The sequence below is a fragment of the Mycoplasmopsis citelli genome (assembly GCF_900660645.1).
GTDB classification, from domain to species: domain Bacteria; phylum Bacillota_I; class Bacilli_A; order Mycoplasmatales; family Metamycoplasmataceae; genus Mycoplasmopsis; species Mycoplasmopsis citelli.
Map to the genome: position 1 here is coordinate 495,031 of NZ_LR215036.1, position 24,011 is coordinate 519,041.

The window sequence follows — 24,011 nt, forward strand, 5'->3', positions numbered from 1 at the left end:
CATTACCCCTTAATTGTTGAACCTTGTCTTGACACAGCACGCATAATTCATTTTCTAGCAAGTAAGTAAACAATAAACATCGGTAAAATAACAAGTAAACTGGCAGCCATTTTTATATTAACAAAGACATTTGCACTAGTAGCAATTTCATTAGGGTCAATTCCTGCTTTAAATAATCAAACTGAAATTACTTGATATTTATTTCTCGCAAGAGTCGAAATAATTGAAGGTCATAAATAAGCATTCCATGAAACTAATGCAGTAAGAATGATGATAGTAATGGTTGTCGGAAGAACCATTGGAAGAGCAATTTTAAAAAAGTATTTTGACCCAGATGCTCCATCCACAAGCGAAACTTCTTTAATTCTTCCTGGAATAGCTTCAAAAGCATTTTTATACATTACGGTGTTGAAAATACTTGCACTAAAAGGAGCAGCAACAGCAATGGTAAATAAGAAAAAGGTTTTGTATAACTCAGTTTTTAAAACTACAGTGTATTGTCCTGATAAAATAGCAACTTCTGGAAGAACCAATAAAGCAAGTGCAACAAATCAAAAGACTTTTTTTCCTTTTCAGTTTTTAAGTGAAAAAGCATAACCCATTAATGAAGTTATAAAGATTTTTAGAAATACCGAAACAAAGACATTAGCTGCCGTTAGAGCAAACGAAGATCAATAACCACTTGTAAAAGCTCTTTGATAAGTATTTTTTACCAAATCAGCTCATTCTAAATTTCTATTTACTCCTCCCACTAATGAAGGGCCATTTCCAAAAGAAGGAATTAAATTAAAAGTTGTATTTAATGAAGAAGCTTCATTGTCATTCATAAACGAAACTAAAATCATAAAAACGAACGGAAAGATAATTAATACTCCAAAAAAACAAAGAATCAAAAGTTTCAAAAAACTTGATAAAGCAACAGCATAAACATTTTTTTCGCGAACTTGCGAGGAAACTCTTTCTTGATTTTTTTGAATTTTTTTACCAGTAAAATGTTGCTTAACTCTTAGTTTTAACTCAAACATTTCTTTCTCCTAGATTATTTAATGTAACTTGAGTCATGAAGAATCCCCCGCGAACAATTGATGAAAAAGTAACTCCAATAATAAATAATAAAATACTTGAAGCACCAGAAAGAGCAAATTCCCCTGAATTAACTTTATAATAAACATAGAGCATAATTGAGGCTCCACCATTATTAAATGCATCTTCTGGTCTGTTCTGGAAAAGAGCAAGAGGGAATACTTTTAATCCTCCTATAATTCCTAAAGTAATAATAAAATTAATTGTCCCTTTAATTGATGGAAGAGTGATTGTGAAAAACTGTTTAATTTCTGAACATCCATCAATTGAAGCTGAACGATATAAATTTTTATCCACAGAAAGCATTGCAGTAGTATAAATTAAAATATTAAAGGCTAATCCATTTCAAATACCGTTAATAACAATAGCTATTAAAGCATTAAAAGAATTTTTATCTCCTGAATTAAGTCAACCGGTGCTTGTACCTAATAAATTATTTAACAAACCATTTGGAGAAAAGATTTGTATAAATACCAAAGAAACAGCAACACCATTAGTTATATAAGGCATAAAGAAAATGGTTTGTCAAAATCCACGAGCATAATTGCGATATAGTTTAGCAATAATAGAAGAAATTAGAAGGGAAATAAACATTACCATCGGTAGGACGAAAATACCATAAATAAGTGAATTTCTTACTCCTAAAGCAAAGTCTGGATCTTTCAAAATTTTTACGTAATTTTGTAAAGTAAATTTTCCATTACTATCGGTAAAAGAACTATATATATTAAGACCCATTGGAATCATGGTGAAAGCTAAAAGTAAAATAATTCCTGGTAACAAAAGTAAAAAAGGAATTAAAAAATTATTTTTTTTATCCAAAATTGAATATGAAAGCGTACCTTTCATACTTGATATTTTTCGTAATACTCATTGATATGAAAACGGTACTGATTTAGAAATTTTGTTTAATAATTCTGGGCTAATTAATTTCATATTTAAGTCTCTCCTCAGTTAAAGCATCAAAAATATGAAGTTTATTAATAGGAATTTTAAAATAAATTTTATCACCAACGCTGTAATTTAAATTATTATTAAGTAAGAAGTTTATTTTTCCTACATTTTCGATTTCGACAACTAATTTACTTTCTTTTCCGAAATTTTCTTGAACAAGCACATCTCCGACAAATTGATATTTATCTTTAGCAGTAGTAATTTCAAAATCTTCTGAACGAATTCCAACATGCAAGGTAGCTTGATTTTTATCCGGAATAGTAACACCTTTAATTTGTTTTGAAGCAATATACAATTTTCCATCTTTATATTCTGAAGGGAATAATCCCATTTCTGGCATTCCTAAAAATCTAGCTACAAACTGATTTTTTGGTTTATTATAAAGTTCAATTGGTGAGCCCATTTGTTGAACTTTAGCAGTTGACATGCAGACAATAATGTCTGAAATGGACATTGCTTCTTCTTGATCGTGAGTGACAAATACAGTTGTAATTCCAAGTGATTGTTGAATTTGTCTAATTCATTGGCGAGTTGAAATTCTTAATTTAGCATCTAAGTTTGAAAGTGGTTCATCCATTAAAAGAATTTGAGGTTTTTTAACAATGGCACGAGCAATTGAAACACGTTGTTGTTGTCCTCCAGAAAGACGAGTAGGTTTTTTTTGTAAAATTGGAACAATTTCTACTCTTCTAGCGACTTCCATAACTTCATTATGAATAGCTTTTTTAATTGGAATGTCTTGATTTGCAAATTCTTTAACTTTATTTCTTTGTTCTTCACTAAGTAAACTTTTCCCAGAAGTCTTTTCATCTTTTAATCATTCTTTGTAAGAATATTTAGACTCGAGTTCTTTAACAAGATTTTTAAAACGCTTTTCTGCATAAAATCTTAAGTTCTTACTTAATCTAAGTAACCTAGAATATTCTTCGTCATTTTTTAAGGCATTTCTAAATGATAATTTTGCTTCTTTATTAGTTATTCCTGTTTCTTCTTTAAGTTTTTTGTATTTTTCAATTAGTTTTTTTGATTTTATTTCATAACTATAACGAGTGATTAAATTAAGAATTTTTTCTTCTAATTTAATAATTGCAATACGATGTTTTAAAGTTAATTTGTTAAGATTTTCATTTAAAAGCTTTGCGTTGGCTTCGAGCAATTTGGCTTCGAGTTCTTTAGTTTGAATTTCATCTAAATTTTTTTGAAATTTTAATAAATTGTGATCAAATAATTTTAGTTCTTCGGAAGATAATAATTCAGATTCAACTAATTCGTTATTAAGTAATGCTTGCTTATATTTTTCTTTTAAAGCTTTTATTTTGTTTTTAGTATCCTTACGAATTGTTTCGTTTGTTTTAATGACATTTTTAGCCAAAATTGATAATTCTGAAGTTTCATGTACACGAACAACTTTATATTCAGTGTTAGCTTTTTCGTATTCAGCTACTAGTTGGGCGTATTTTTCATCAAGTTTAGCTTTTGATTCTTTTTGAGCAATTCTTCAATCTAAATAAGCTTCTTGAAGTTTATTTATTTCCAATTCAGAAGCTCCGAGTGCTTTTAAATAAATGCAACGAATATCATTTTTAGCTTTAACACGATTCATAAATGTTTTATATTGTCATTCAGCATCATTTTTAAGCGGGAAGGCAATGTTTGCATAAACACTCATATGTGGATAAAGTGCATAGTTTTGAAATACAAAACCAATTTTACGTTTTTGAGGCGTTAAATCTGTTACGTCTTTTCCTCGAAAAAGAATTTTACCCGAAGTTACAGTTAAAAGGCCAGCAATAGCATTTAAAGTGGTGGTTTTACCACTTCCTGAGGGACCAAGCAAAGTAACCAATTTACCTTCAGGAATTTTAAAACTAACATTATCAACAGCTAAAGTTTCTCCAAAGTCAATATTAAGGTTTTTTAATTCAATAGCAGGAATTTTATTGTGATCAATTTTTAAATATTCCTTTTTATATTCATCCAAAACACTTTGAAACTCATCTGATGGATAATTTTTCGATAATTTTATATAATTGTAAATTTTATTTATAATCTTCATATTTAAAGTTTTTTCCTTTATTATTCTTTATTTTCTAAAAAATTAGAAACTTTCCCCGAATTTGAATTATTTGGAGTTCCACTTCAAAATGGTGTTCATTTACCATTTGGTTTTTTTAGATAAACAAAATTTTGAACATCATTTGGGGAGTTGAAAAGTTCGAAAAATCCTTTTTCATCAGAAATAGCTTTATTAAATTGCTTGTAAATTTGCGGATATAAAATATTTTCATATGTATTTTGAACATTTATATTATTTTGTCAACCAGCATTATTAATATATGGTAATGTATATCCTTCAGACACAATTGATAAGTTGTATGAATATTGATATTTATCTCCAAAAAATACATCGCCTAAAGTTCTCAAAAATGTATCAATACCACTACTAAATCCAACCCTAAGCTTATCCCCTACTTTTATTCCGTTATTTAATTTGTTATTCATTAATTGTGACACAAATTTTGAAGACAACAATGCAAAACTTTGTTCAAAAGCACTTGCTTGTTGTTTATCTACAGCTTTTTCTGGAGTATCAATACCCGAAAGTCTAACTTTAACTCTATCTCCAATTTTAACTGAATTATTATTATGATTATCAGTAACCATAATAGTATATGTATCTCCATCCGCTTCGTTAGCTATAACACCGTCAAAATAAGTATTTTTAATTTCGGGGGCATCTCAATTAATGTTAATTTGCGGAAGTTCATTCAAATTTACAATTAATTGATCATAAAATTCCCCTAAAGTTTTTTTAAGTTCAATTTCTGTTTCTTTTTTAACTTCTAAAGTAAAATCACTAATATTTTTATCATCAACAGAAATTGTAAAATTAAAGGAAACAATAATAATAAATTTTCTTTGCTTTTGTAAATTTGAAATTCGTTTTTTCACTTCATTCGATTCTAAGTTGGGTTCTAAATATCCTTTATCCTTAAATGTGAAGAAGTAATTAGATAATTTTAGTTTTACTTTTGTACCTAAAAAATCAAAAATTTTATTTTCTGGAAGATTATGAATTTGATCTAAATTCAATGAAAAAGAACTTAATTTATCAAATGAAATGTTTTTAGATATTTCTTTATTTATATCTATTTGAAATTTATTTTTTGCTTCTTGAAATGCTCTATCCCAAGCGTTTCTATACTGCACTTTTCTTTTAGAAAGATAGTTATTTTTTTCACTTTTGTTTAAAAATTTTTCTGAACCATAATTTATATACTCATCCATTTTTGTTTTGTTATAATCAAAGCGATAATTTTCTGAACTTCCTAGTTTTTTTAGCGAAAAATCGAGTTTATTATTTTTTAATTTTGGTAATTGTGGTCCTTTTTGTTCAGAAATTCCAGAGCAAGATACTGCTAAAGAGGCAGGAAAAAGAACTAAGCTAGAGCTAAGATAAAAAGAAAAAAATTTATTAAATATTTTCATAAGCTATCCCTGTACTAAAAATATAATTTCTTTTAAAAGAAAATTATATTTTTGTATTTGATTAAAAATAATTTAAAACTAGTTTGTTGGATTTGGAAATTTAAGTTTTTCTACAAATTGATCAAAACTTTGTGGATTTTTGTTGATTGCTGACTGTTGTAATCCAGAAAAAGCACCGTCAATCGATCTTCTAAATGGATCCGAAAATGATGAAGCAGGTTCTTCGTAAATTACATATCCATTTTCATTTTGCGCAGTTTTAAATAATTCACTCGCATTTTTAAGAAAATCATTGTCTCCAAATATTGTCGAATCAAGATTTTTCGATTCAGTTGAAGCAGTATAGTATGAAGCGAATTTATCAAAAAATTGAATTGCAGTTAATCTATATGTTTTATCGTCACTAGCATATGGGGATTTAAAATCATATACTTTATTGTTAAATAATCAGCTAACAAATGCTTTAGTTGCTCAATCATCACCAGTATTTGTATGAATTCCTATTAGCGATGGCCCTTGTCCATAAATAACATTAAGTCTGTTTTCTTTGCTTCATTTTAATGGAGCAGAAATAGCTACTAGTTCTTCTCTATTTAATTCTCTAGTTGTATCTTTACCTGTTAATTCAAAACCTAATCCCTCAAGAGCTTTTTTAGCTGATTCTTGAATATCTAGCGAATTTCTTCCTCCTGTCATATATAAAAGAAGGGTTGTTTTCGCTTTTGAAGGATCTTTTTTAACTTCTTTAACAAATCCTGCAAAATAACCTTTGCTTTTTGCGTCTTCATAAAGTTTTTTGTAATTTTCTGAATCTTTACCATCTTTATAATTGCTTACTTTAATAATGAAGTCTTTGTGTGTATCTGGCGAAGAATTAACTTTATCTTCAAAAGCTTTTTGGTCTGCTTCACTAGCAAAAACTAAATTGAATCTTTCTTTTTTTTCTGCATCTTTATCAGCAATTTTATATGTATATTTATAAAGCTTATTATCAAACTTACTGAATTTAGCTACTTCATCATTACCTAATTTTGTTAGGTTGAATGAAACCATGGTGTCTGAATCGCTTGATAAATCGCTTGATAATCGAATTTCATTTTTAATAAATATAGGATCTGATGAAATAAAATTTCTTTCAAACCCAGAAGTTGAACCTGTAGAAAATGCTATTAAATGTTTAGTTTGCTCTCCTGATGGGTATTGTCCACTAGGGTATAATTTAACTCCTCCGCTTGAAACTGCTTTAGAAAGAGTTGTATAAATTTTTGAAAGCTCTGTACTTGCGGTTCCACCTGATTTTAAAGCGCCGAAGTTAGTTTTTGTAATTCCATTAACTTTTGTTGAATATGAATCCATTTTTTCATAATCTCCATCAACTTGAGAGAAAAGCGATGTTTTCATAAATGATGTTGGATCAGACATACCAAAAACGTGTGTTTGTGCATTTACTGGATCGTTATTATTGTATGATTTTTCAAATAAACTTTGTGCTTTTTCCGAAAATTCAAGAAGATCCTTGTAATTTTTAAATAATTCCATCGAAATTGTATAATCATTAAAATTAACTCCGCTACGAGCATTACCTCAAATTGAAGCGACAGAATTTCTATCATTTTTACCTTTAGCATCTAAGGTTTTTACAAAATTTTGTGTGTCTTGATCATCAGCAATTTTTGCACCCGCTTTTTTCATTTCGTCAATAATGTATGAAAGAACTGGTGCATTAATAGAAAAAGCTAAAGTGGATTTTGCAAACGGAATAATGTATGTTGAATCATTTTGAACAAATTCAATATTTTCATTACTTTTTTTGAACTCACCAACAAAACGATTAATATCGGTATTGTATTTAGCTAATTCATCATTAAAACTAAGAAGCATGTCGTATTCAGCTAACCTTGAAGCAACATTTGGATAATTTAAGATTAAATTATAAAGCTCTTTACCATTTCTAGCAGTAAGATCTCTATCAACTTGACTTGCACCTGCAGTATATCCTGATCCTATGTTTTTTTGCTCAACCATTTTAGCCACACTAGCTACATCGCTTGATCCAGCTTCAACTAATTCGTTATATTTTTCAATTATTGCATTAAGAGCTTTAACTTGTGGCCCGCCTTCTGATCAAGTTGTTCCTATTATAATTTTATCTTGAACATTTGCATCAAAACGTTTTGAAGAAGCACTTGGATTTGCACCATATCTAGATGCCTCAACTCTTTCTTCGTATTTCGCGTCTTCATTTGTGTTTGTTGGTTCAGTTTCTGTTCTAACAGGTATTGGATTTCCATCTGAAGAACAAGATGCTAAAAATCCCAAGCTTGTTCCACCTAAAAGTCCGCTAGCCCCTAAAATTACTTTTTTAAACTTTGAAGTCATTGAATTTCTCCTTGTATATTTTGTGTCTTTTTGTTTATTACTATCTCTTTTTAAGCCTGTATTTAAATTAATATTAAATACTATAAAATTTTATCAATTTAGTCATATAAATCTAAAAATGCGGAATATTTTCCATATATTTTCCACAATTTTAGGGTTTTTCTTTAAGAACAACCGTCAAAATACATTTTAATTTCATTTATTTTTCAGTAGTTTATAAGTTTTAAAGAAAAATAGCTAGTAAAACTTTTCACTATTAAAAAGTGATAACTAGCTATTATGATAACGTATCCATTGAATAAAGAACAACAACACCTCTTGACATTTTTTTCAAGGTTGACAGTTCTTTTGAATACTCTTGAGTTTTAATGTGGTTTTCGTATTCTTGTAAACTTGTTCACCTTTCAAAGAGAATAATATCTTTACCATTAAAACCATATTCAAATGATAAATTATTTGACAACATACGGGTTTTTTTAGTCAAAATGAACATATAATCAACAAAACCTTTCAGTTTCTCCTCTTTGACTTGGTAAAGAGTTGCCTTAGCAAAGATCATTAAATCTCCTTCATGTATGAGCGTTTATTTAAAAATAAATGTCAGCAACCAAATTGCCTCCTTTATTTTATCAAAATTAAGCATGATTTTTGCTTATTTTTACCAAAAAATACTTTTTAGCTCTTTACACTAACGAAAATGTTATTATGTTATAATTAAATTCTAAATTAGCATTAAGAATACGGTAGCTTGACAGCAGTGACCGTTGCCAACCTCATTTAGTTAGGTGGATAGTTAGGGAGAAATCCAACATGCTTTAAATTTGTTGCTCCTGCTAATTTATAATAAGGAGATTTTTATGAGAAAATTATTTACCAGCGAATCTGTTGGTCGTGGTCACCCTGATAAAGTTTGTGATCAAATATCAGATGCAATTTTAGATTCGTACTTAACTTTAGATCCGCATGCAAAAGTAGCCATTGAAACACTTGCATCCGGAAATATGATTGTTATTGCTGGAGAAGTTAAATCCAAAGTTGATATTGATGTAATTGAAATTGCCAAAAACATTTTGCGCCAACTAGGATATTATTCATACAAAACTAGCATTATTGTTGACATTAAAGAACAATCTAACGATATTAACCAAGGAGTTGAACTTGGTAATCAAGTCGGAGAAGAACTTGGAGCCGGTGATCAAGGAATTATGTTTGGGTATGCTACTAATGAAACTGAGCAATATATGCCTTTAGCAATTATGCTTGCTCATGAAATTGTTAAAATTGCTGATAAATACCGAGAAAATGGATCATTTAAATGAGCTAAAGCTGATATGAAATCCCAAGTAACTTTAGATTATAGCGATCCTTTACAAACTACTGTTGATACAATTTTATTTAGTATTCAACACTCGCCAAAGTACAACAAAGAAGAATTTGATGCTTTTATCAAAAATGTTGTCATTAAAGAAGCACTTGCTAAATACAATTTACAATTACCTTCAAAATTACTCATTAATCCTACTGGAAATTTTGTAATTGGTGGACCAACAGGAGATACAGGGTTAACTGGAAGAAAAATTATTGTTGATACTTACGGTGGGGCGGCTCGTCATGGCGGAGGGGCTTTTTCAGGTAAGGATGCCACAAAAATGGATCGTTCAGCTGCTTATGCAGCTCGGTGAATTGCTAAAAATATTGTAGCGGCTAACCTAGCAGATAAAGTTGAAATTCAAATTGCATATTCAATTGGAGTTGCAGAAGTTGTTTCGGTGATGGTTGAATGCTTTGGAACTAATAAAGTTGATGTCTCTTTAATTGAAGATGCCATTGTAAATCTTTTTGATTTAACTCCTAAAGGAATTATTAATTCACTAGATTTACGTAAACCAAAGTATTTGCTAACTTCATATTATGGACACTTTGGACGTAGTGATGTGGATTTCACTTGAGAACGCCTAGATAAAGTTGAAGAGATCAAAAATTACATTGCAAAACATAAATAAAATAATACTTCAAGATGTTCCTGAAGTATTATTTTTTATTATTTTTAGTTAAAAGTGTTTAGCTTTTTCCATTAAAACTTCTTTTTGAGAGCTTGCATATTCCGCTGGAGTTTGAGTATTAATTGGTGCAAGTTTAGTTCCAGCTATTTCGATTGTATCTACCACTTTAGCTCCTAAAAATTTTCAAGTACCTTTAAGTCATTCAATGTGACTTCCTCATAAATACCAATCTCTTGGGGTTCCTTGTGAAGCAACTACCATCACTGAAAGGTGATCAAGTAATCCAATTGCTTCACCTTTTTTAGAATATTTATATGAAAAGGTTTTATTAGCTACTGCTACTCCATCAATAAAGTTTTTTACCACTGCATTAGGTCCAAAATTAGTCATTGAACATGATAAAACTACTTTATCTACACTTTTAAGTTTATCAATTCATTTATCTGAATTAACATCTTTTCAGTAAGTACCAAAGTTGCTATTGTGTAAAAATACTTGTGCAAATTCAGTATCATTTAAATTAACCATTTCCACTTCATCTTCTGGATGAGCTAACATGTATTGATTTTTAAATTCATATAGCATTTGTGAAGCATATGAACTTTCACTTTTAGTGAGGTTTCCCTCTAAAAATAAGACTTTTGCCATGAAAATCGCTCCTTATTTGATTTTTTAATTTTTATATTGATATTAAAATTATATTATTTAAGTTAAAGATTTTATAAAAAAGACAACGAAAAAATAGATTTTGATACTGCCCAACTATTAAAAGCCATAAATAAGTATGACATAAAACTTGAAATTCTGTCCCTCACATATTAAATAGAATTTTTATTTTTTATTGTTTTTATTCTGGATTATTCAATATCCTTTTTTAGAACTTCCTTCATATTTAATTTTGCCATCATCTATCAGTGTTTTTGTGTCCCTTTTTATAGTTCTTATTGATAATTTTAAAATACCTGCAAGTCCTTCGTTTGTTATATTTTTATTTTTCTTTATTAATTTAATAATTTGTTTATATCTTTCATTAGGTTTATTCTTTAGAGATAGTTGGGTGTCATTTTGGGTGTCATTTTGGGTGTCATTTTGGGTGTCATTGATTTTCTGATAATTTCTATTAAACAAAGTCACAATTACCCTATTATCTGAAATATTATAATCTGGCTTTTTTGCAAAATCATCATAATCATCAAAAATTCTTCGAACACCTGTTCCATAATTTTCAATTATTCCAACTTTACGTAAAGCTTCTACTATATTTTTATTCCTTTTTGCTACCATACCGCTTTTGATATTTTCTAAAGTTAATCCATCTGGTATACTCCCTGGAGAGAAAATTATCACTCGGTCATCATAAAATTCAATTTTAATATCACCACTTAAAGTGTAATCTCTATGACAATAACAATTTACAATCGCTTCTCTTAAAGCTCTTTCTGGAATATCCAAATATTCATCTCTATCAGGTTTTCCTGATATAGTTATCTTCATGCGATTTGATAAATTTGCAAAATATAACACTTCATCAATTTGCTTTAAAACTGAGCCTTCAAATTCTTTTTTATCACGAAAAGATAAAGTATTAGTTCCTTGAAATACATCAAATTTTGTAATTGTAGGGTTTTGATCGCTCAAAATTAATGCACCATTATTGTATTTTCCGTCTTTATTTATTAAGGACAAAGTTTTTTATTGAAATTAATCCCTTTTTCTTTATATCTTTTTTTAAGATATTCAAAAGTTAAATCAGTTCTACCGATACTAATTGTTTCAAAATCGCTAGCATCACGACTTTTGATCATTCTTTCTACTTGATTAGAGGTAGCTAATCTTTTAGTGCTTTCAATCCTTATATATACACCTCTACCATTAAAACCTTCGCCATTTTTATAAAAATATGGTTTCTTTTTGCCTTCTAAGATTTTAATTCTAAAAGGATTTTCATTTGGATATATAGAAATTAAATTTGTAACATCAGGACTAAATGCATTAAATATCCAATTTGATAAAGTTTCTTCCCATTTTTTCTTTTTGCTATCTGCTATTTCCTGATTAAGTTTACCATCATCATTAACTCCTAAAAAAATTTCTCCACCTTTAGTATTTAAAAATGAAACTATTTCTGCTTTGAAATCTTTTTCATTTTTAGGGATATCTAATTTATATTCAATGTTAGCGTCTTCCATATTTTGCTCTTTTTTGATTTTTTACTTATATTTCTTAAATTTTTGTTTTTTATTTTTTTATTGTAGTAACTAATAAAAAGCTCTATTAATTAAATTATAAAAAGAATTTTTCTAAATTAAAGCTAAATAAACACTTAAATTGATGAATTAAATTTCTTTAAGTAAATTATTACCAATAAAAAATAACGAGAAATTTTTAAATCTCGTTATTTTTTCTAATATCCGTTTTTAGAATCTTTCCCACTAACAATAGCCACTGAACGACTGGTTCCAAAACGAGTAGCTCCAGCGTTATACATAGCAACTAAATCATCTAAATTGCTAATTCCTCCAGCAGCTTTAATAAGCAATTTATCTCCAGCAACACTTTTCATTAACTGAACATCTTCTAAAGTAGCTCCACGGTAACTAAATCCTGTTGAAGTTTTGATAAATTCAGCTCCTGATTTTAAAACTATTTCGGTGGCTTTTTTAATTTCATCAGCTGTAAGTAAGGCGGTTTCAATAATGACTTTTAGTACCTTATTCCCGCAAGCTTCTTTAACTTTTTTAATGTCATTTAAAACATATTCGTATTCACCTTGCTTAAATTTACCAACATTTATTACCATGTCAATTTCATCAGCTCCATGATCAAGGGCAAGTTTTGCTTCAAAAGCTTTAGCTTGGGTTATCATTGCTCCAAGAGGAAAGCCTACTACTGAAGTAATTCCAATATCACTTCCGCTTAATTTTTCTTTAACATATTTTACATATGAAGAATTAACGCAAACAGTTTTAAATCCATATTGCTTTGCTTCACTAACAAGTTTATCAATATCTTTATGAGTTGCTTCAGCTTTTAAGAAGGTGTGATCAATCATTTTGTTGTAATTCATATTTATTTCCTTTATTTAAGTTTTTGTAAGATTATTTGGTTTTCAATTGGTGCAGAATTAAATTTATATCCAGATTTTAATTCTTCTACAAGTGAAGCATCAATTTCTTTAGAAGAATAAAGAGTAAAAAGTACTTCGCCAACTTTAACAAATTCATTAGTTTTTTTATTTAAAGTAATTCCAGCTTCAAAATCAATAGGATCTTCTTTAGTGGCTCTTCCAGCTCCTAATTTCATTGAAACAATTCCAAAAGTTAATGCATCAAAAATTTCTAAATAACCTTGAGAATTACTAATAACTTCTAATTTGTATTTTGGAGACCAAAAGTTTGGGTCTTTTAAAGCCTTAACATCTCCACCTTGAAGTGAGACTAATTGATAAAATTTTTCAAGTGCTTTTCCATTTGAAATAACTTCTTGAACCATTTTTTGAGCTTCTGAGTGCGAAGAAGCTATTTTAGCTTGTTCTAAAATAGTTGAACATGAAGAATAAACTAACTCTTTAAAATCTTCTGGTCCTTGACCTTGAAGAGTTAAAATAGCTTCTAAAACTTCGTTTTTATTCCCAATTTGACGACCAATTGGTCTAGACATATTGGTTATTTCAGCACGCACATCAACACCTAATTCTTTTCCGATGTTAATCATAGTTTGAGCTAGTTCTGTAGCTGAAGCTAAATCCTTCATAAAAGCTCCATTGCCACATTTTACATCCAGTAAAATAGCATCTGCTCCGGTAGCGAGTTTTTTACTCATAATACTTGAAGCAATTAAAGGAATTGATTCAACAGTAGCAGTAACATCTCGTAATGCATAAAGTTTTTTATCAGCAGGAACTAGTTGAGAACTTTGTCCAATGATGGCAATTAAATGTTCTTTAACTTGAGATTTAAATTCTTCTTCACTTAATTCGACATTAAAACTAGGAATGGATTCAAGTTTGTCAATAGTTCCGCCAGTATGTCCTAACCCTCGACCTGACATTTTAGCAACCGGAGCTCCTAAAGCGGCCACAATAGGAGCTACTGCCAAAGTGGTTTTATCGCCAATTCCTCCAGTAGAATGTTTATCAACTTTAATTCCAGGGATTTCTTTTAGAGTAATTACATCTCCTGAATAAAGCATATATTTAGTCATTTGAGCAATTTCTTTAGTAGTCATTGAATTAAAAACAACTGCCATTAAAAAAGCACTCATTTGATAATCAGGAACATCTCCGCTAACATAAGAATTAATTAAAAACTTAATTTCTACTTCAGATAGTTCTTTATTAAGACGTTTTTTATCAATTAAATCAACTACACGCATATTATTTTGCTAACGATAAAGCAATCTCCATCATTTTAGTAAATGCACTTTGACGCTCTTCAGCACTTGTTTCTTCTTTGGTGATTAAATTATCAGAAATAGTTAATAAACAAGCGGCGTTTTTACCTGTAGCTTCAGCGTTGGTAAAAAGTGCATATGATTCCATTTCTACAGCAATGGCTTTAGTTTCTTTAATTCTTTGCTCTAGTGATGTATTTGAATAAAACACATCCGAAGAATGAACTCTCCCTAAATTGAGCTTAATATCTAGATTTTGAGCAATACTTTGAATTTGATCGTTAACTTTAACTGATGGATAGGCTAAATTTTCTTCTTTATCAAGAACAAGTCTTCGAAAAGCACCTGAATCAGCATAAGCTTCAGTAGCTAACACAACTTCATAAAGCCCTAGTTCTTTTAAATATGAACCTGCAGAACCAATCCGAACAATAGTATCTACATCATAAAATTTAAATAATTCATATGAATAAATCCCTATTGAAGGACAACCCATTCCACTTCCGGCTATAGTTACAGGTTTTCCTTTATATGTTCCAGTATACATAAACATATTTCGCACTGAATTGACTAATTTATAGCCATCATCTAAATAAGTTTCGGCAATAAACTTAGCCCTTAAAGGATCTCCAGGCATAATTACCAACTTAGCAATTTCTCCTTTTTGTGCATTAATATGTGGTGTCATCTTTTTTACTCCTTTGTGATTTTATTTATAATAAAAAAATACGCCATATCTAATTTACCCTAAATAAATAGATTGCATATAAATTTTACTACTTTTAAGCCTTTATGAGCGTAAATGAAAAAAATACCAAGCTTGCTTGGTATTAAAAGGCTTGTTCATTATCTTGTGGTTTGTCGAATTTTTCGGTAAAATCTGCGGGTAAAATCTTACGATCTAAATTACTTTTACGTCCAAAATTTGTCAAATCTACTTCCATATTTTCTAAAAAACTAAATAAATTCACTTCAACAAGTTTGTCTAATTTCATATCAAAAGTTTGTTCTTCGTTATTTTGAAAATTTTGTTTAATATCAATTTGGGAATTTTTTCATTGTTTATAATTTCCATATTTACTGTAAATATAATGATAATTTTGTTGATTTGGGGTAATAAACTCATTAAAAACATAATCTTCTAAAACATTATTTAGCGAGATGTTTTTGATCGCTTTTTTAATTAAAATTTTTCGAGTTAGTGGATGTAAGGAGTTATGCAAAATACTTTTTAACTCGCCTCCTTCAATTGTTGTGTTATTGTAAAACATGTGTAAATAATCAAAATTATCTAGTAAAAATTTAATATCTTCTGTTAAAAAAACATATGTAATATTGTTGTCTTTGGCAATATTTTTAAAGACTCTAAAAAACTCATTTTTGATATGATAACTCTCAACACTTGGATCATCTTCAATTAAAATTACCTTACTTTGATTAAGATAGTATTTGACTAATTTCAACTTAGCTACCTCTAAAAAAGTTAACTCTTTATATGGATAAAAAAAGTTAATACTATTAATTGATAAATAATTAATTGCTTTAACAAATTTTGATACTCCAAGGAAATAGTTGATGAATTTATTAGAATCTTTAATTTTATTTAAACTAAAATTACTAAGTAAAATAATAAACTCATTAAAAATTTCTAAGTCAATATATTGAGTAAAAAAGTTTTCAAAATTAATGTATTGATCGTTAAATAAAATCTCATTTTTACTGTGATGATTATCAATAAATTCCCGAATATATTTAAAAAAGGAATTGGAATCTTTAAGAGTTTTTTTAGTGCTAGCAATGAGTTGCTTAATTTTTAAATTTTTGGTTTTAAGTTTACTTTTATACAGTTTAAGTTCTGAAAGATTATTTCACAGTAAATCAGCTTCAGCGAGTTTAATTTTCTCTTTTAGCGATTGAATTTTAACAACATTTCGTTTTAAAGGACTTTGATTAAAGGAATTATTGTTAAGTTTTGATAACCTTTTTTGCAACGAATTGATTTTATCTTGAATTTGTTTGCGATTAGCTTCAGAAATTTGATATGTTGGGGATGCGATATTATCAAAATCATTTTCAATAGTTTTATAAATCAAATACTTTTTAAATAAGGAAGCTTTATAAATATTTTTTTTATTTCCGATGTTAAAAAATAATTTTTCGCTAATAATTTGTTTATCAAGTTGCGCTATTTCTTCAATTGGTGCATATTGAAGATCATTTTCGTATTTAGTTCATAATTTTAAAATGCTTTTAAAATAAAAGTAATTTTTATACAGTTGAGTTTTGCTCAAAGTATTAGAGGGATATTTTTTAATTTGGCTTTTTAAAGCTTTCAGCTGGCTTTTTAAATGGTGTTTAATAACTTGAATTTGGTTGTTTCCTTGCATAGAAACTGAGTTTTTATAATTTTTATAAAATTCAATTTCTGTATTAATATCCCGAATTTTTAAGTCATTATAAATCTTTTGAATTGAAGCTTGAGAGATCTTGTTTAAAAAATCAAGTTCCATTATATGTTCTTTGATTTCTTGTTGTTGATAGGTTCCATTTTCAAGGAGTTTATTATCTGAATATATTTGTAAATGTTTAACTAAATCATCAAAAAGTTCAAAATATTTTTCGAATAAATTATTTTGAATTAATATAATTTTTTTATTGAAATTTTCAATAAGTTCAAGTAATTCTGAAGCTGATAATACAGCGCTTTTGGATTTAATGTTGTTTTTTAAAAACTGCATAGTACGAATTAATTCGGTGTTGGAAATAATAATGTGTTCAGATTTTTTAAACAAAATATTATAAAAAGCATTCTTAATAGAAATTTCAAATAAATGAAAAGTTTGCTTTAGTTGTTGCTTTAAATTTTTATCATTTTCATATTCTTTAAGACAATCTTTTCAAATGGTGTAAATGGGTAAGTTATTATCATCTTTTTGAACAATGTTTTTTAACTCTAAATAACTAATGTGTTTTTGAATCTCTTCTTTTTTTAATAAAACTTTTTTGCTCTTATTATCAGAATTTTCAGTTCACAATGAGATAGTATTGGTATTGTTTTTGATAATATTTTCTCAAAAAAATGAATATGAAAAATCATTATATTGCGAATCGATGTAAAAAGCTGTAGATGTATTTTCGTAAATATCAATTCGAGGTATGTTTAAAAAACGGTTTTGGCCGTTTTTATTTTGATAATGGAACATATTTCAAATCGTAAGGAGCAAATTGTTTCTTTTCATATTTTCTAATTATAAGTATTATTTTTATTTTTATTAACTAGTTTATAAATTACTGAATAAGAAAAGTAAATCACAAAAATGTTAAATCAGATTTTAATTGGACTAAAGACGGTTCGACTAATAATTCATAAAAATAAATCATTAGTTCCATTTCCAATTGCAAGGGCATCTGCAAGTCCTAAAATTGGTAAATTGACAAATTCTAAAATTGATGAAAAGACAATAATTGGAGCAAAAACAAAATATTTAGCTGCACTAATGTAATATTTTCCGATAATAACAAACAAGCACATTACTGAATATCCAGTAACCATAAACACTAATACTGGATATTTTCCCTTAATAACTGGAATGTCTTTAAAATCATCATCTTTCAGAGGTAAAATGATTGCAATAATGGAAATAATAATACTTGAAATGATAATTACTGAAATAATCATATAAATATTTTTTAATTTATCATTCATTCCATAACGCATCACAAAATCTCTTAAGTTGCGATATTTAATAATTTTTAGCGAGATTTTTTGAATTTTGCGTTCGTCTTTTGCACTAATAGCTAAATTAAGTTTTAAGCTCATCCGTCAAATTTTGTATTCATAATTTCGAGCTTTGTTTTCTTTGCTAAAAGCATATTTTAAAAATCTAATAAAAAATCAACCCACAATTCCGGCAATAAGTCCATTCATTGCAGTTCCTAGAGTATATAAAATATGATAAGTCACTGGAGGGACAAATAATAAAGATAACAAATCAGCAATTAATCCTACAAAAAATCCAATAATTGGTCCAAAAATAAATCCAGTAATTTTAACTGGTAGTCCAATAAAAGCAATTTTAAAGGTCGGAATTGAAGCAATTGGAACAATTTGAGAAGAAATAATAGTAAAAGCTACTGAAATAGCAATTAACATTGCAACAACAACCATTTTTTTAATGGTTCATCTTTGAAAAAGACCAAGGTCACGAAACTTTGGTCCAAATCAATAGTAACTACCTTTGGGTTTGTTAAATACATTAAGTTTATCTTTTAACATTCATTTAAATTTTACTCTTTTTTTGCAAAAATAAAGTGATTGAATAAAAGTAAATTAAATAGCTATGAAATTACTTCTGAATTCATTTTTTATGAAAAACTTCATTAATATTATGAGTTCAAAATCCTCTTTTAGCAACCTTTGCATCACTTTGTGCTTGTAAAATTTGTGTTAAAAAGGTTTTTTGATATTCATTTTTAACATTATATTCTTTACACTTACCTGAACAAATAAATGCTACTCTAGCTAATCCTTGATTAACTAATTTATAGTTAATTGAATCTTTTAAATTAGTATGCTCATTATCACTAAATAAAAGTGCAATTGTCCGTCCATATTTTCCAATTGTTTCTTTAGTAAAATATACTTCTGAACTTTTAGAAAGTAAACTTTTAAGATATTCAGTGGCTTTGTGAGCGTAAAAATTTTCATATTGAGCTAATTTTTCGTCCTTAAAGGGCTTTTTATTTTCTGGAGTGTCAATTCCATAAAAACGAAGTGAAATGTATTTATTTTCACTATTAACTAAAATAGTATCTCCATCATTAATTTGTATTACTTTTCCCTTTAAAAGCTTTTGATTACTACTTAAGGGAATAGAAATTTTATTATCAGGATTAGTGTAAATATTTAAATTTATACACGAAACACTTAAAAGAACCAATAGTAAACTTTTAAGAGATAGAATTTTTCTTCACATTATATTTAAATAATAAAAAATTCTTTCAAAACTTAAAATAAAAAACAAAAAGCGTATTTGTATATTTAGATAAAGTTATTTAACTTTGTTAAAATTTTTATATCTATTTTTAATAAATAAAAGACAGGACATAAAATGATATAAACTCCAAAAGTTTAATTGAGTCTTCATTCAAAAATCCTGTCTTAACTTTATTTATTTAAAAAACTTCATCAATACTTTGTCACCTGCTATCTGACATATCATCGACATATTCTGTATTATTAAAGTACAAATCATCGTTTTTGTCTCTTATAAATCCGAAGTTATATTTGTGTTTATTTGCAAAATGTTTAAATGCTTCAAATTTGTTTTCCACTTGAATATCAATATTTTTGCTTTGTCCTCTAATTTCTCCACCTTTAGTTTCAATAATTCATATTGAACCATCTTTGAGTTGGACAATATAATCAGGATAAAACAACTTTTGTTTTCCAAAATTATTTGCATAAACTATTGATAAATATTTTTGCCCACTATCTCCGTTTTTGTAGATAAATTTTACATTTGGATTTTTTTCACAATATTTTTCAAATAATCTTTCAGATGTAGACCTAAAATTATCTGTTATCATTGAAGTGTTATATTCTTTATAAACATTAGAATCTAAATTTTTAGCACTTCTTTGAAAAGGATCATATCTATAATGTTCCTCAAGTGGGATTGTAAATTCTTCAACAAAATTTTCAAGTAATTCGATTTGGTAATATTTTTTACATGAAAACTCAGTAAAATCTTCTTTTAATTTGTCAGTATTGTTGATAATAAAAGCGTTGAATTCTGCTTTTCTTAAATTAAGTAAGTTATATTTCTTTTCTGGGTCATCATTTAAAAATAGTGTTTTTAAAATTTGAATAGTTTTGTCATGGCTAAGTCCAATGTGTTTTTTGATAGCACTAACAAAATCTTTCTTTTCAATATTGTGAGAATTGTTATTAATTTCAATGTTAATTAAACCATATTTAGTCTCTTCTGCGTCCACTTGTTTTAGTGTCGAATATTTACCAGTTAAATAACGTCTTTTTATTTTTGGTTCAAAAACAAAGCCTTTATTTTTCATTTTAGAAAGATTTTTTCCTAAGTTTTTATCAAGACTATATTTTTCTTTAAAAAAATCAACTATATGATTACGAATTAACTTTTCATCAACGTAATCAGCATATCTATTTTTGAGTTCTTTTTTAAGTTTAATTTTTTTTGGTTCATCTTTAAGAAATAATCTTTGAGTTTCGAAACCATTACCAGCTTTAATAACTTCTAATTTATACTTTTCATCAAATGTATAAAGAAACGAACAGTCTAAAATATCTCTTCCATAATGCTTTGCTTTTGGCATTCTCCTTAGTCTTCCTAATGTTTGTATCTCAAAAGTATCGGACATATTTTCGCGAAGTTTTACTAATATTTTAGCACGTGGACAATCTCAACCTGTCGAAAGAGCTTGTTTAAATAATAAAAAAACTGGTGTAGCATTTCCTTTAGTAATATCATCTTCTTTTGTAGTTCCGATATTTATTTTCCCTATTTTCTTTGATTTTTTATTTTTATCTTCTTTTGTTTCAGCACTAAATCAAGAAGCTAATAATTTATTTTCATAGCTAAAACCCATGTCATTTAATTTGTCTTCAACAAACTCAATTAATTCATCATTTAAGTTAGGAAATTGAACCAAAACTAAAGGTCGAATATCTTCATTTTCTTCTATATAAGCTTTTGCAATTTCTTTTCTTATTTCATTGGCTTTTTCAAGCAGAATTTCAGCTTCATTTTTTGGATCATTAACATTAGCAGTTTCTAAGTCTTTATTAATGTACATGAATTTGGTAATTAATCCTTCGTTAATTACATCAAATTCAGGAATTTCATGGAACTCTCCAACAACTCTTTTGTTTGGTGTTGCAGAAACCCTTATTTCATACTTTGCATGAATACTTGAAATAATATCATCAGCTTTAGAAGTATTATTTTGATGTTCTTCGTCGATAATAACAATAAAATTTAAATTACGATTATGAGCTTCGCTAATTCTTTCAAAAAGGTTTTTTCTTTCACTTTCTCTTATAGCTGTATTGTCTTTTTTTGTAATTGTTTCTCAATTAATAAAATAGGTTGTTTTATTTTCGAAACCTTTGTTAAGAATATCAAAAAGGCTTCCTGTTTTAAAATGTGGCGCATACTGCTCCATCTTTTTTCTAGATTGTTCCTCAAGTTCACCTTTACCAGGACAAAATCAGCAAATCACAGTATCCTCATTAAAATTGAGATATTTCTCAATATAAGCTACCAAAATAATAGTTTTGCCTGAACCTGTAGGACTTTGAAGAACTATTTTTGATTTTGGATTTTTAACTTTTGTTTTGTTAAACAAAAAATCCACTGCTTCTTCTTGAAAAATTTTAAGTTTTATATCTATCATAATTCTCCTACTTCTTTTAACTCTTCTTTAAAATAATATTCTGGGATTTCGATTACTTTTACTTGTTTTTGTTCAAGATTAAATTGTTCCTCTGTTGATAACAAGATTCCAGAACGAATAAATAATTTACCTCCTTTTTCTATTTTATTAATTGCTTCTAAGATTTTTTCTTCTTCTTTTAAGATAATATATTTTTTATCATCGATCTGAATGTGATGTTCTAATTCTATAAGCTCTTTGATGTAATTGAAAATTTTTCTAAAAATAATTTCATCATCTTGATGTTGTGAATATTTAGCAACAAAATCAGTTTTAAAATATTTAAGATTATGCGGTAATTCAGTTTGAATATTTTTTAATCTTTGATATGTTATATTTTCACAAATATTATTTTCGTTATTGGTACAAAGAATATATTTTCTATTCCCACCGTCTTCTTTATTAAGTTGCATAACTGCATGTCCTGTAGTTGCTGATCCGGCGAAAAAGTCAAGAATAATTGAATTAGGTCTATTACACCATTTATTAAGTTGTGATATTAATCTAATTGGTTTTTTACCATTTTTAAAATCAATCATCCCTTCTTTTTGTATATTCATCATATCTGAATAAAATCCTTTTCACAATGCTCCTCTGATTGTGACTCTTCCCAAAACTCTATTGTATTCATCACTTTCATTGATGTTTTCAGATAAAGTTCTATATTGTCTTAATTTTCCATTACCCGTATAAGTTAAAAAATATTTTTTATATTCAACTATTTTATTGCTTTTTAATTTATTCTTTATTTCTTCAGGAATAGATATAGAACAAGCCATTTCTCGCACTATTTTGTCAGCTATTTCTTCATATAAAAATTTCCTAATTTTATCGTTAATAAGTATTCCGATTCTTATGCTTTTTTCATTTATTTGATTTTTATCTAAAAAACCATTGCTTTCAAATTCAATATATATATCTTTATGTTTTTCTTTTATATAATCATTTATTGACATTAAACTAAAAATGTCTTCTTTTTTAAGAAGAACCTTACTATAATGACTATCTCATATATCAGCATTATCCAGTAGTGGTTTTCTTGAAACATATACCTTATTAATATTTTTTGCATAAATATAAATATATTCATGATTTTTAACTATTCTGCCTTCTTGAGCAGATTTTACTTTCATTCCCTGAGTTTTAGATAATTCAACACATAAAATAGAAACCAAATTTTGTTCCCCGAAAATTTCGTCACAAAGTAATTTTAGTTGAGCTTGCTCATTATCATCAATAGAAATAAAAATAACTCCATCTTCTTTTAAAAGTTCCCTTGCAATTTCAAGTCTTTTACTCATGAAACTTAATCACTTACTATGAGAATAACCATCTGTTTTATCAACGAAAGAATCATTGTAAATAAAATCGTTGTTCCCTGTATTGTATGGCGGATCGATATAAATTACATCAATTTTTGCTTTGTGAGTTTTTTGAAGTAATTTTAAGGAGTGAAGATTATCACCTTCGAGTAGAAAGTTATATGGTCATCCTTCGCTAACGTCATCCTTCTGCTTTTGTCTTCAACAAAAACAGGAATGTTGTATTTTAGCATTTCCTCGACGTTTTCTGAATGTTTTTCTCAAACAAGCCCATATTTCTTTTCATTCAATGAAATTTGAATTTCATTAATAAATCTTAATGTTTCATCATCTTGATGTTGCGATTTTAGTCTATTCAAAAAATCTATCATCTTTTCTCTTTTTTCTTTAGATATATTTGCCATTTTTACCTTTCTTTTGATAAAACTAATCAATTAATGTATGGATGGACATATTAATTTTTATGATTGAAAAATTTTTATTTACTATACTTATATTTAATATTACAAAATTATTAATTAAAAATAAAAAAATTCATCTCAATTTTGAGATGAAAATATTTATATTATTTTTTAGCTAAATCAACTAGTGTTTTAAATGTAACAGGTTGATTAATTGCTAATTCAGAAAGCATTTTACGGTTAATTGTAACGTTAGCTTTTTTGAGTCCATTAATAAATTGTGAATAGCTCATTCCATGCATTCTTGTCGCTGCATTAATCCGAGCAATTCATAATTTTCTGAAGTTTCTTTTTACTTGTTTACGATCTCTAAATGCATATGTTCATGATTTAACAACTGCTTGTTTTGCAACTTTATAACCAATTGATTTGTGTCCAAAGTACCCTTTAGCTAACTTTAGTCATTTTTTACGTCTTGCTCTTGTAACTGTTCCGCCTTTAACTCTTGCCATAATTAT

19 protein-coding genes are annotated in these 24,011 nt (G+C 27.7%); 1 reads left to right on the forward strand and 18 read right to left on the reverse strand.

Annotated elements, in window-relative coordinates; all coding sequences use genetic code 4:
- Positions 1–2: 2 nt before the first annotated feature.
- The 6 genes from EXC58_RS01575 to EXC58_RS01600 form a co-directional block, all read right to left on the reverse strand.
- Positions 3–1,025 (reverse strand): carbohydrate ABC transporter permease, encoded by a 1,023-nt coding sequence (locus EXC58_RS01575; RefSeq protein ID WP_129725302.1) that lies wholly within the window; start codon positions 1,023–1,025, stop codon positions 3–5.
- Positions 1,000–2,019 carry a carbohydrate ABC transporter permease gene (locus EXC58_RS01580; protein ID WP_129725303.1) on the reverse strand — a complete coding sequence of 340 codons (1,020 nt, stop codon included), beginning with the start codon at positions 2,017–2,019 and terminating at the stop codon, positions 1,000–1,002. The genes EXC58_RS01575 and EXC58_RS01580 overlap by 26 nt, the downstream gene beginning before the upstream one ends.
- Positions 2,006–4,093, reverse strand: a complete 2,088-nt coding sequence (locus EXC58_RS01585) for an ATP-binding cassette domain-containing protein (RefSeq protein WP_129725304.1) — start codon at positions 4,091–4,093, stop codon at positions 2,006–2,008. Before EXC58_RS01585 ends, EXC58_RS01580 begins: the two co-directional genes overlap by 14 nt.
- Positions 4,094–4,113: 20 nt before the next feature.
- A complete protein-coding gene (locus EXC58_RS01590) occupies positions 4,114–5,526 on the reverse strand; it encodes a thermonuclease family protein (RefSeq protein ID WP_129725305.1) in 1,413 nt (470 codons plus the stop codon).
- Positions 5,527–5,604: 78 nt separating this feature from the next.
- Positions 5,605–7,905 carry a P68 family surface lipoprotein gene (locus tag EXC58_RS01595; protein ID WP_129725306.1) on the reverse strand — a complete coding sequence of 767 codons (2,301 nt, stop codon included), beginning with the start codon at positions 7,903–7,905 and terminating at the stop codon, positions 5,605–5,607.
- Positions 7,906–8,182: 277 nt separating this feature from the next.
- Positions 8,183–8,464, reverse strand: a complete 282-nt coding sequence (locus tag EXC58_RS01600) for a putative quinol monooxygenase (RefSeq protein WP_129725307.1) — start codon at positions 8,462–8,464, stop codon at positions 8,183–8,185.
- A 298-nt stretch (positions 8,465–8,762) separates the two neighbouring features.
- Here EXC58_RS01600 and metK point away from each other — a divergent pair, with 298 nt between their 5' ends.
- Entirely contained in the window at positions 8,763–9,908 is a 1,146-nt protein-coding gene (gene metK / locus EXC58_RS01605) for a methionine adenosyltransferase (protein ID WP_129725308.1), read from the forward strand.
- 48 nt (positions 9,909–9,956) lie between these two features.
- Here metK and EXC58_RS01610 read toward each other — a convergent pair whose 3' ends face one another.
- From EXC58_RS01610 to rplT, 12 genes are all read right to left on the reverse strand, one after another.
- A complete protein-coding gene (locus EXC58_RS01610) occupies positions 9,957–10,556 on the reverse strand; it encodes an FMN-dependent NADH-azoreductase (RefSeq protein ID WP_129725309.1) in 600 nt (199 codons plus the stop codon).
- Between the two features lie 183 nt (positions 10,557–10,739).
- Positions 10,740–11,594: an ATP-binding protein gene (locus EXC58_RS04815; protein ID WP_223211616.1), complete on the reverse strand. Its 855-nt coding sequence runs from the start codon at positions 11,592–11,594 to the stop codon at positions 10,740–10,742.
- Positions 11,585–12,097 carry an AlbA family DNA-binding domain-containing protein gene (locus EXC58_RS04820; RefSeq protein WP_223211617.1) on the reverse strand — a complete coding sequence of 171 codons (513 nt, stop codon included), beginning with the start codon at positions 12,095–12,097 and terminating at the stop codon, positions 11,585–11,587. Before EXC58_RS04820 ends, EXC58_RS04815 begins: the two co-directional genes overlap by 10 nt.
- Positions 12,098–12,312: 215 nt before the next feature.
- Positions 12,313–12,975: a deoxyribose-phosphate aldolase gene (deoC, locus tag EXC58_RS01620; protein WP_129725310.1), complete on the reverse strand. Its 663-nt coding sequence runs from the start codon at positions 12,973–12,975 to the stop codon at positions 12,313–12,315.
- A gap of 11 nt (positions 12,976–12,986) precedes the next feature.
- Complete coding sequence (locus EXC58_RS01625; protein ID WP_129725311.1) at positions 12,987–14,282, reverse strand: pyrimidine-nucleoside phosphorylase; 1,296 nt, start codon at positions 14,280–14,282, stop codon at positions 12,987–12,989.
- A gap of 1 nt (position 14,283) precedes the next feature.
- Entirely contained in the window at positions 14,284–14,988 is a 705-nt protein-coding gene (gene deoD, locus EXC58_RS01630; RefSeq protein WP_129725312.1) for a purine-nucleoside phosphorylase, read from the reverse strand.
- 142 nt (positions 14,989–15,130) lie between these two features.
- On the reverse strand, positions 15,131–17,539 hold the full coding sequence (locus EXC58_RS01635; protein ID WP_129725313.1) for an MAG1360 family OppF-related protein: 2,409 nt from the start codon (positions 17,537–17,539) through the stop codon (positions 15,131–15,133).
- Between the two features lie 5 nt (positions 17,540–17,544).
- Positions 17,545–18,576 carry a folate family ECF transporter S component gene (locus tag EXC58_RS01640; protein ID WP_129725314.1) on the reverse strand — a complete coding sequence of 344 codons (1,032 nt, stop codon included), beginning with the start codon at positions 18,574–18,576 and terminating at the stop codon, positions 17,545–17,547.
- A gap of 70 nt (positions 18,577–18,646) precedes the next feature.
- Positions 18,647–19,276 carry a thermonuclease family protein gene (locus EXC58_RS01645; protein ID WP_129725315.1) on the reverse strand — a complete coding sequence of 210 codons (630 nt, stop codon included), beginning with the start codon at positions 19,274–19,276 and terminating at the stop codon, positions 18,647–18,649.
- 199 nt (positions 19,277–19,475) lie between these two features.
- Complete coding sequence (locus EXC58_RS01650) at positions 19,476–21,731, reverse strand: DEAD/DEAH box helicase (protein WP_129725316.1); 2,256 nt, start codon at positions 21,729–21,731, stop codon at positions 19,476–19,478.
- Positions 21,725–23,356 carry a site-specific DNA-methyltransferase gene (locus tag EXC58_RS01655; protein ID WP_220096555.1) on the reverse strand — a complete coding sequence of 544 codons (1,632 nt, stop codon included), beginning with the start codon at positions 23,354–23,356 and terminating at the stop codon, positions 21,725–21,727. Before EXC58_RS01655 ends, EXC58_RS01650 begins: the two co-directional genes overlap by 7 nt.
- Before the next feature lie 301 nt (positions 23,357–23,657).
- On the reverse strand, positions 23,658–24,005 hold the full coding sequence (gene rplT / locus EXC58_RS01660; protein WP_129725317.1) for a 50S ribosomal protein L20: 348 nt from the start codon (positions 24,003–24,005) through the stop codon (positions 23,658–23,660).
- Positions 24,006–24,011 lie beyond the last annotated feature (6 nt).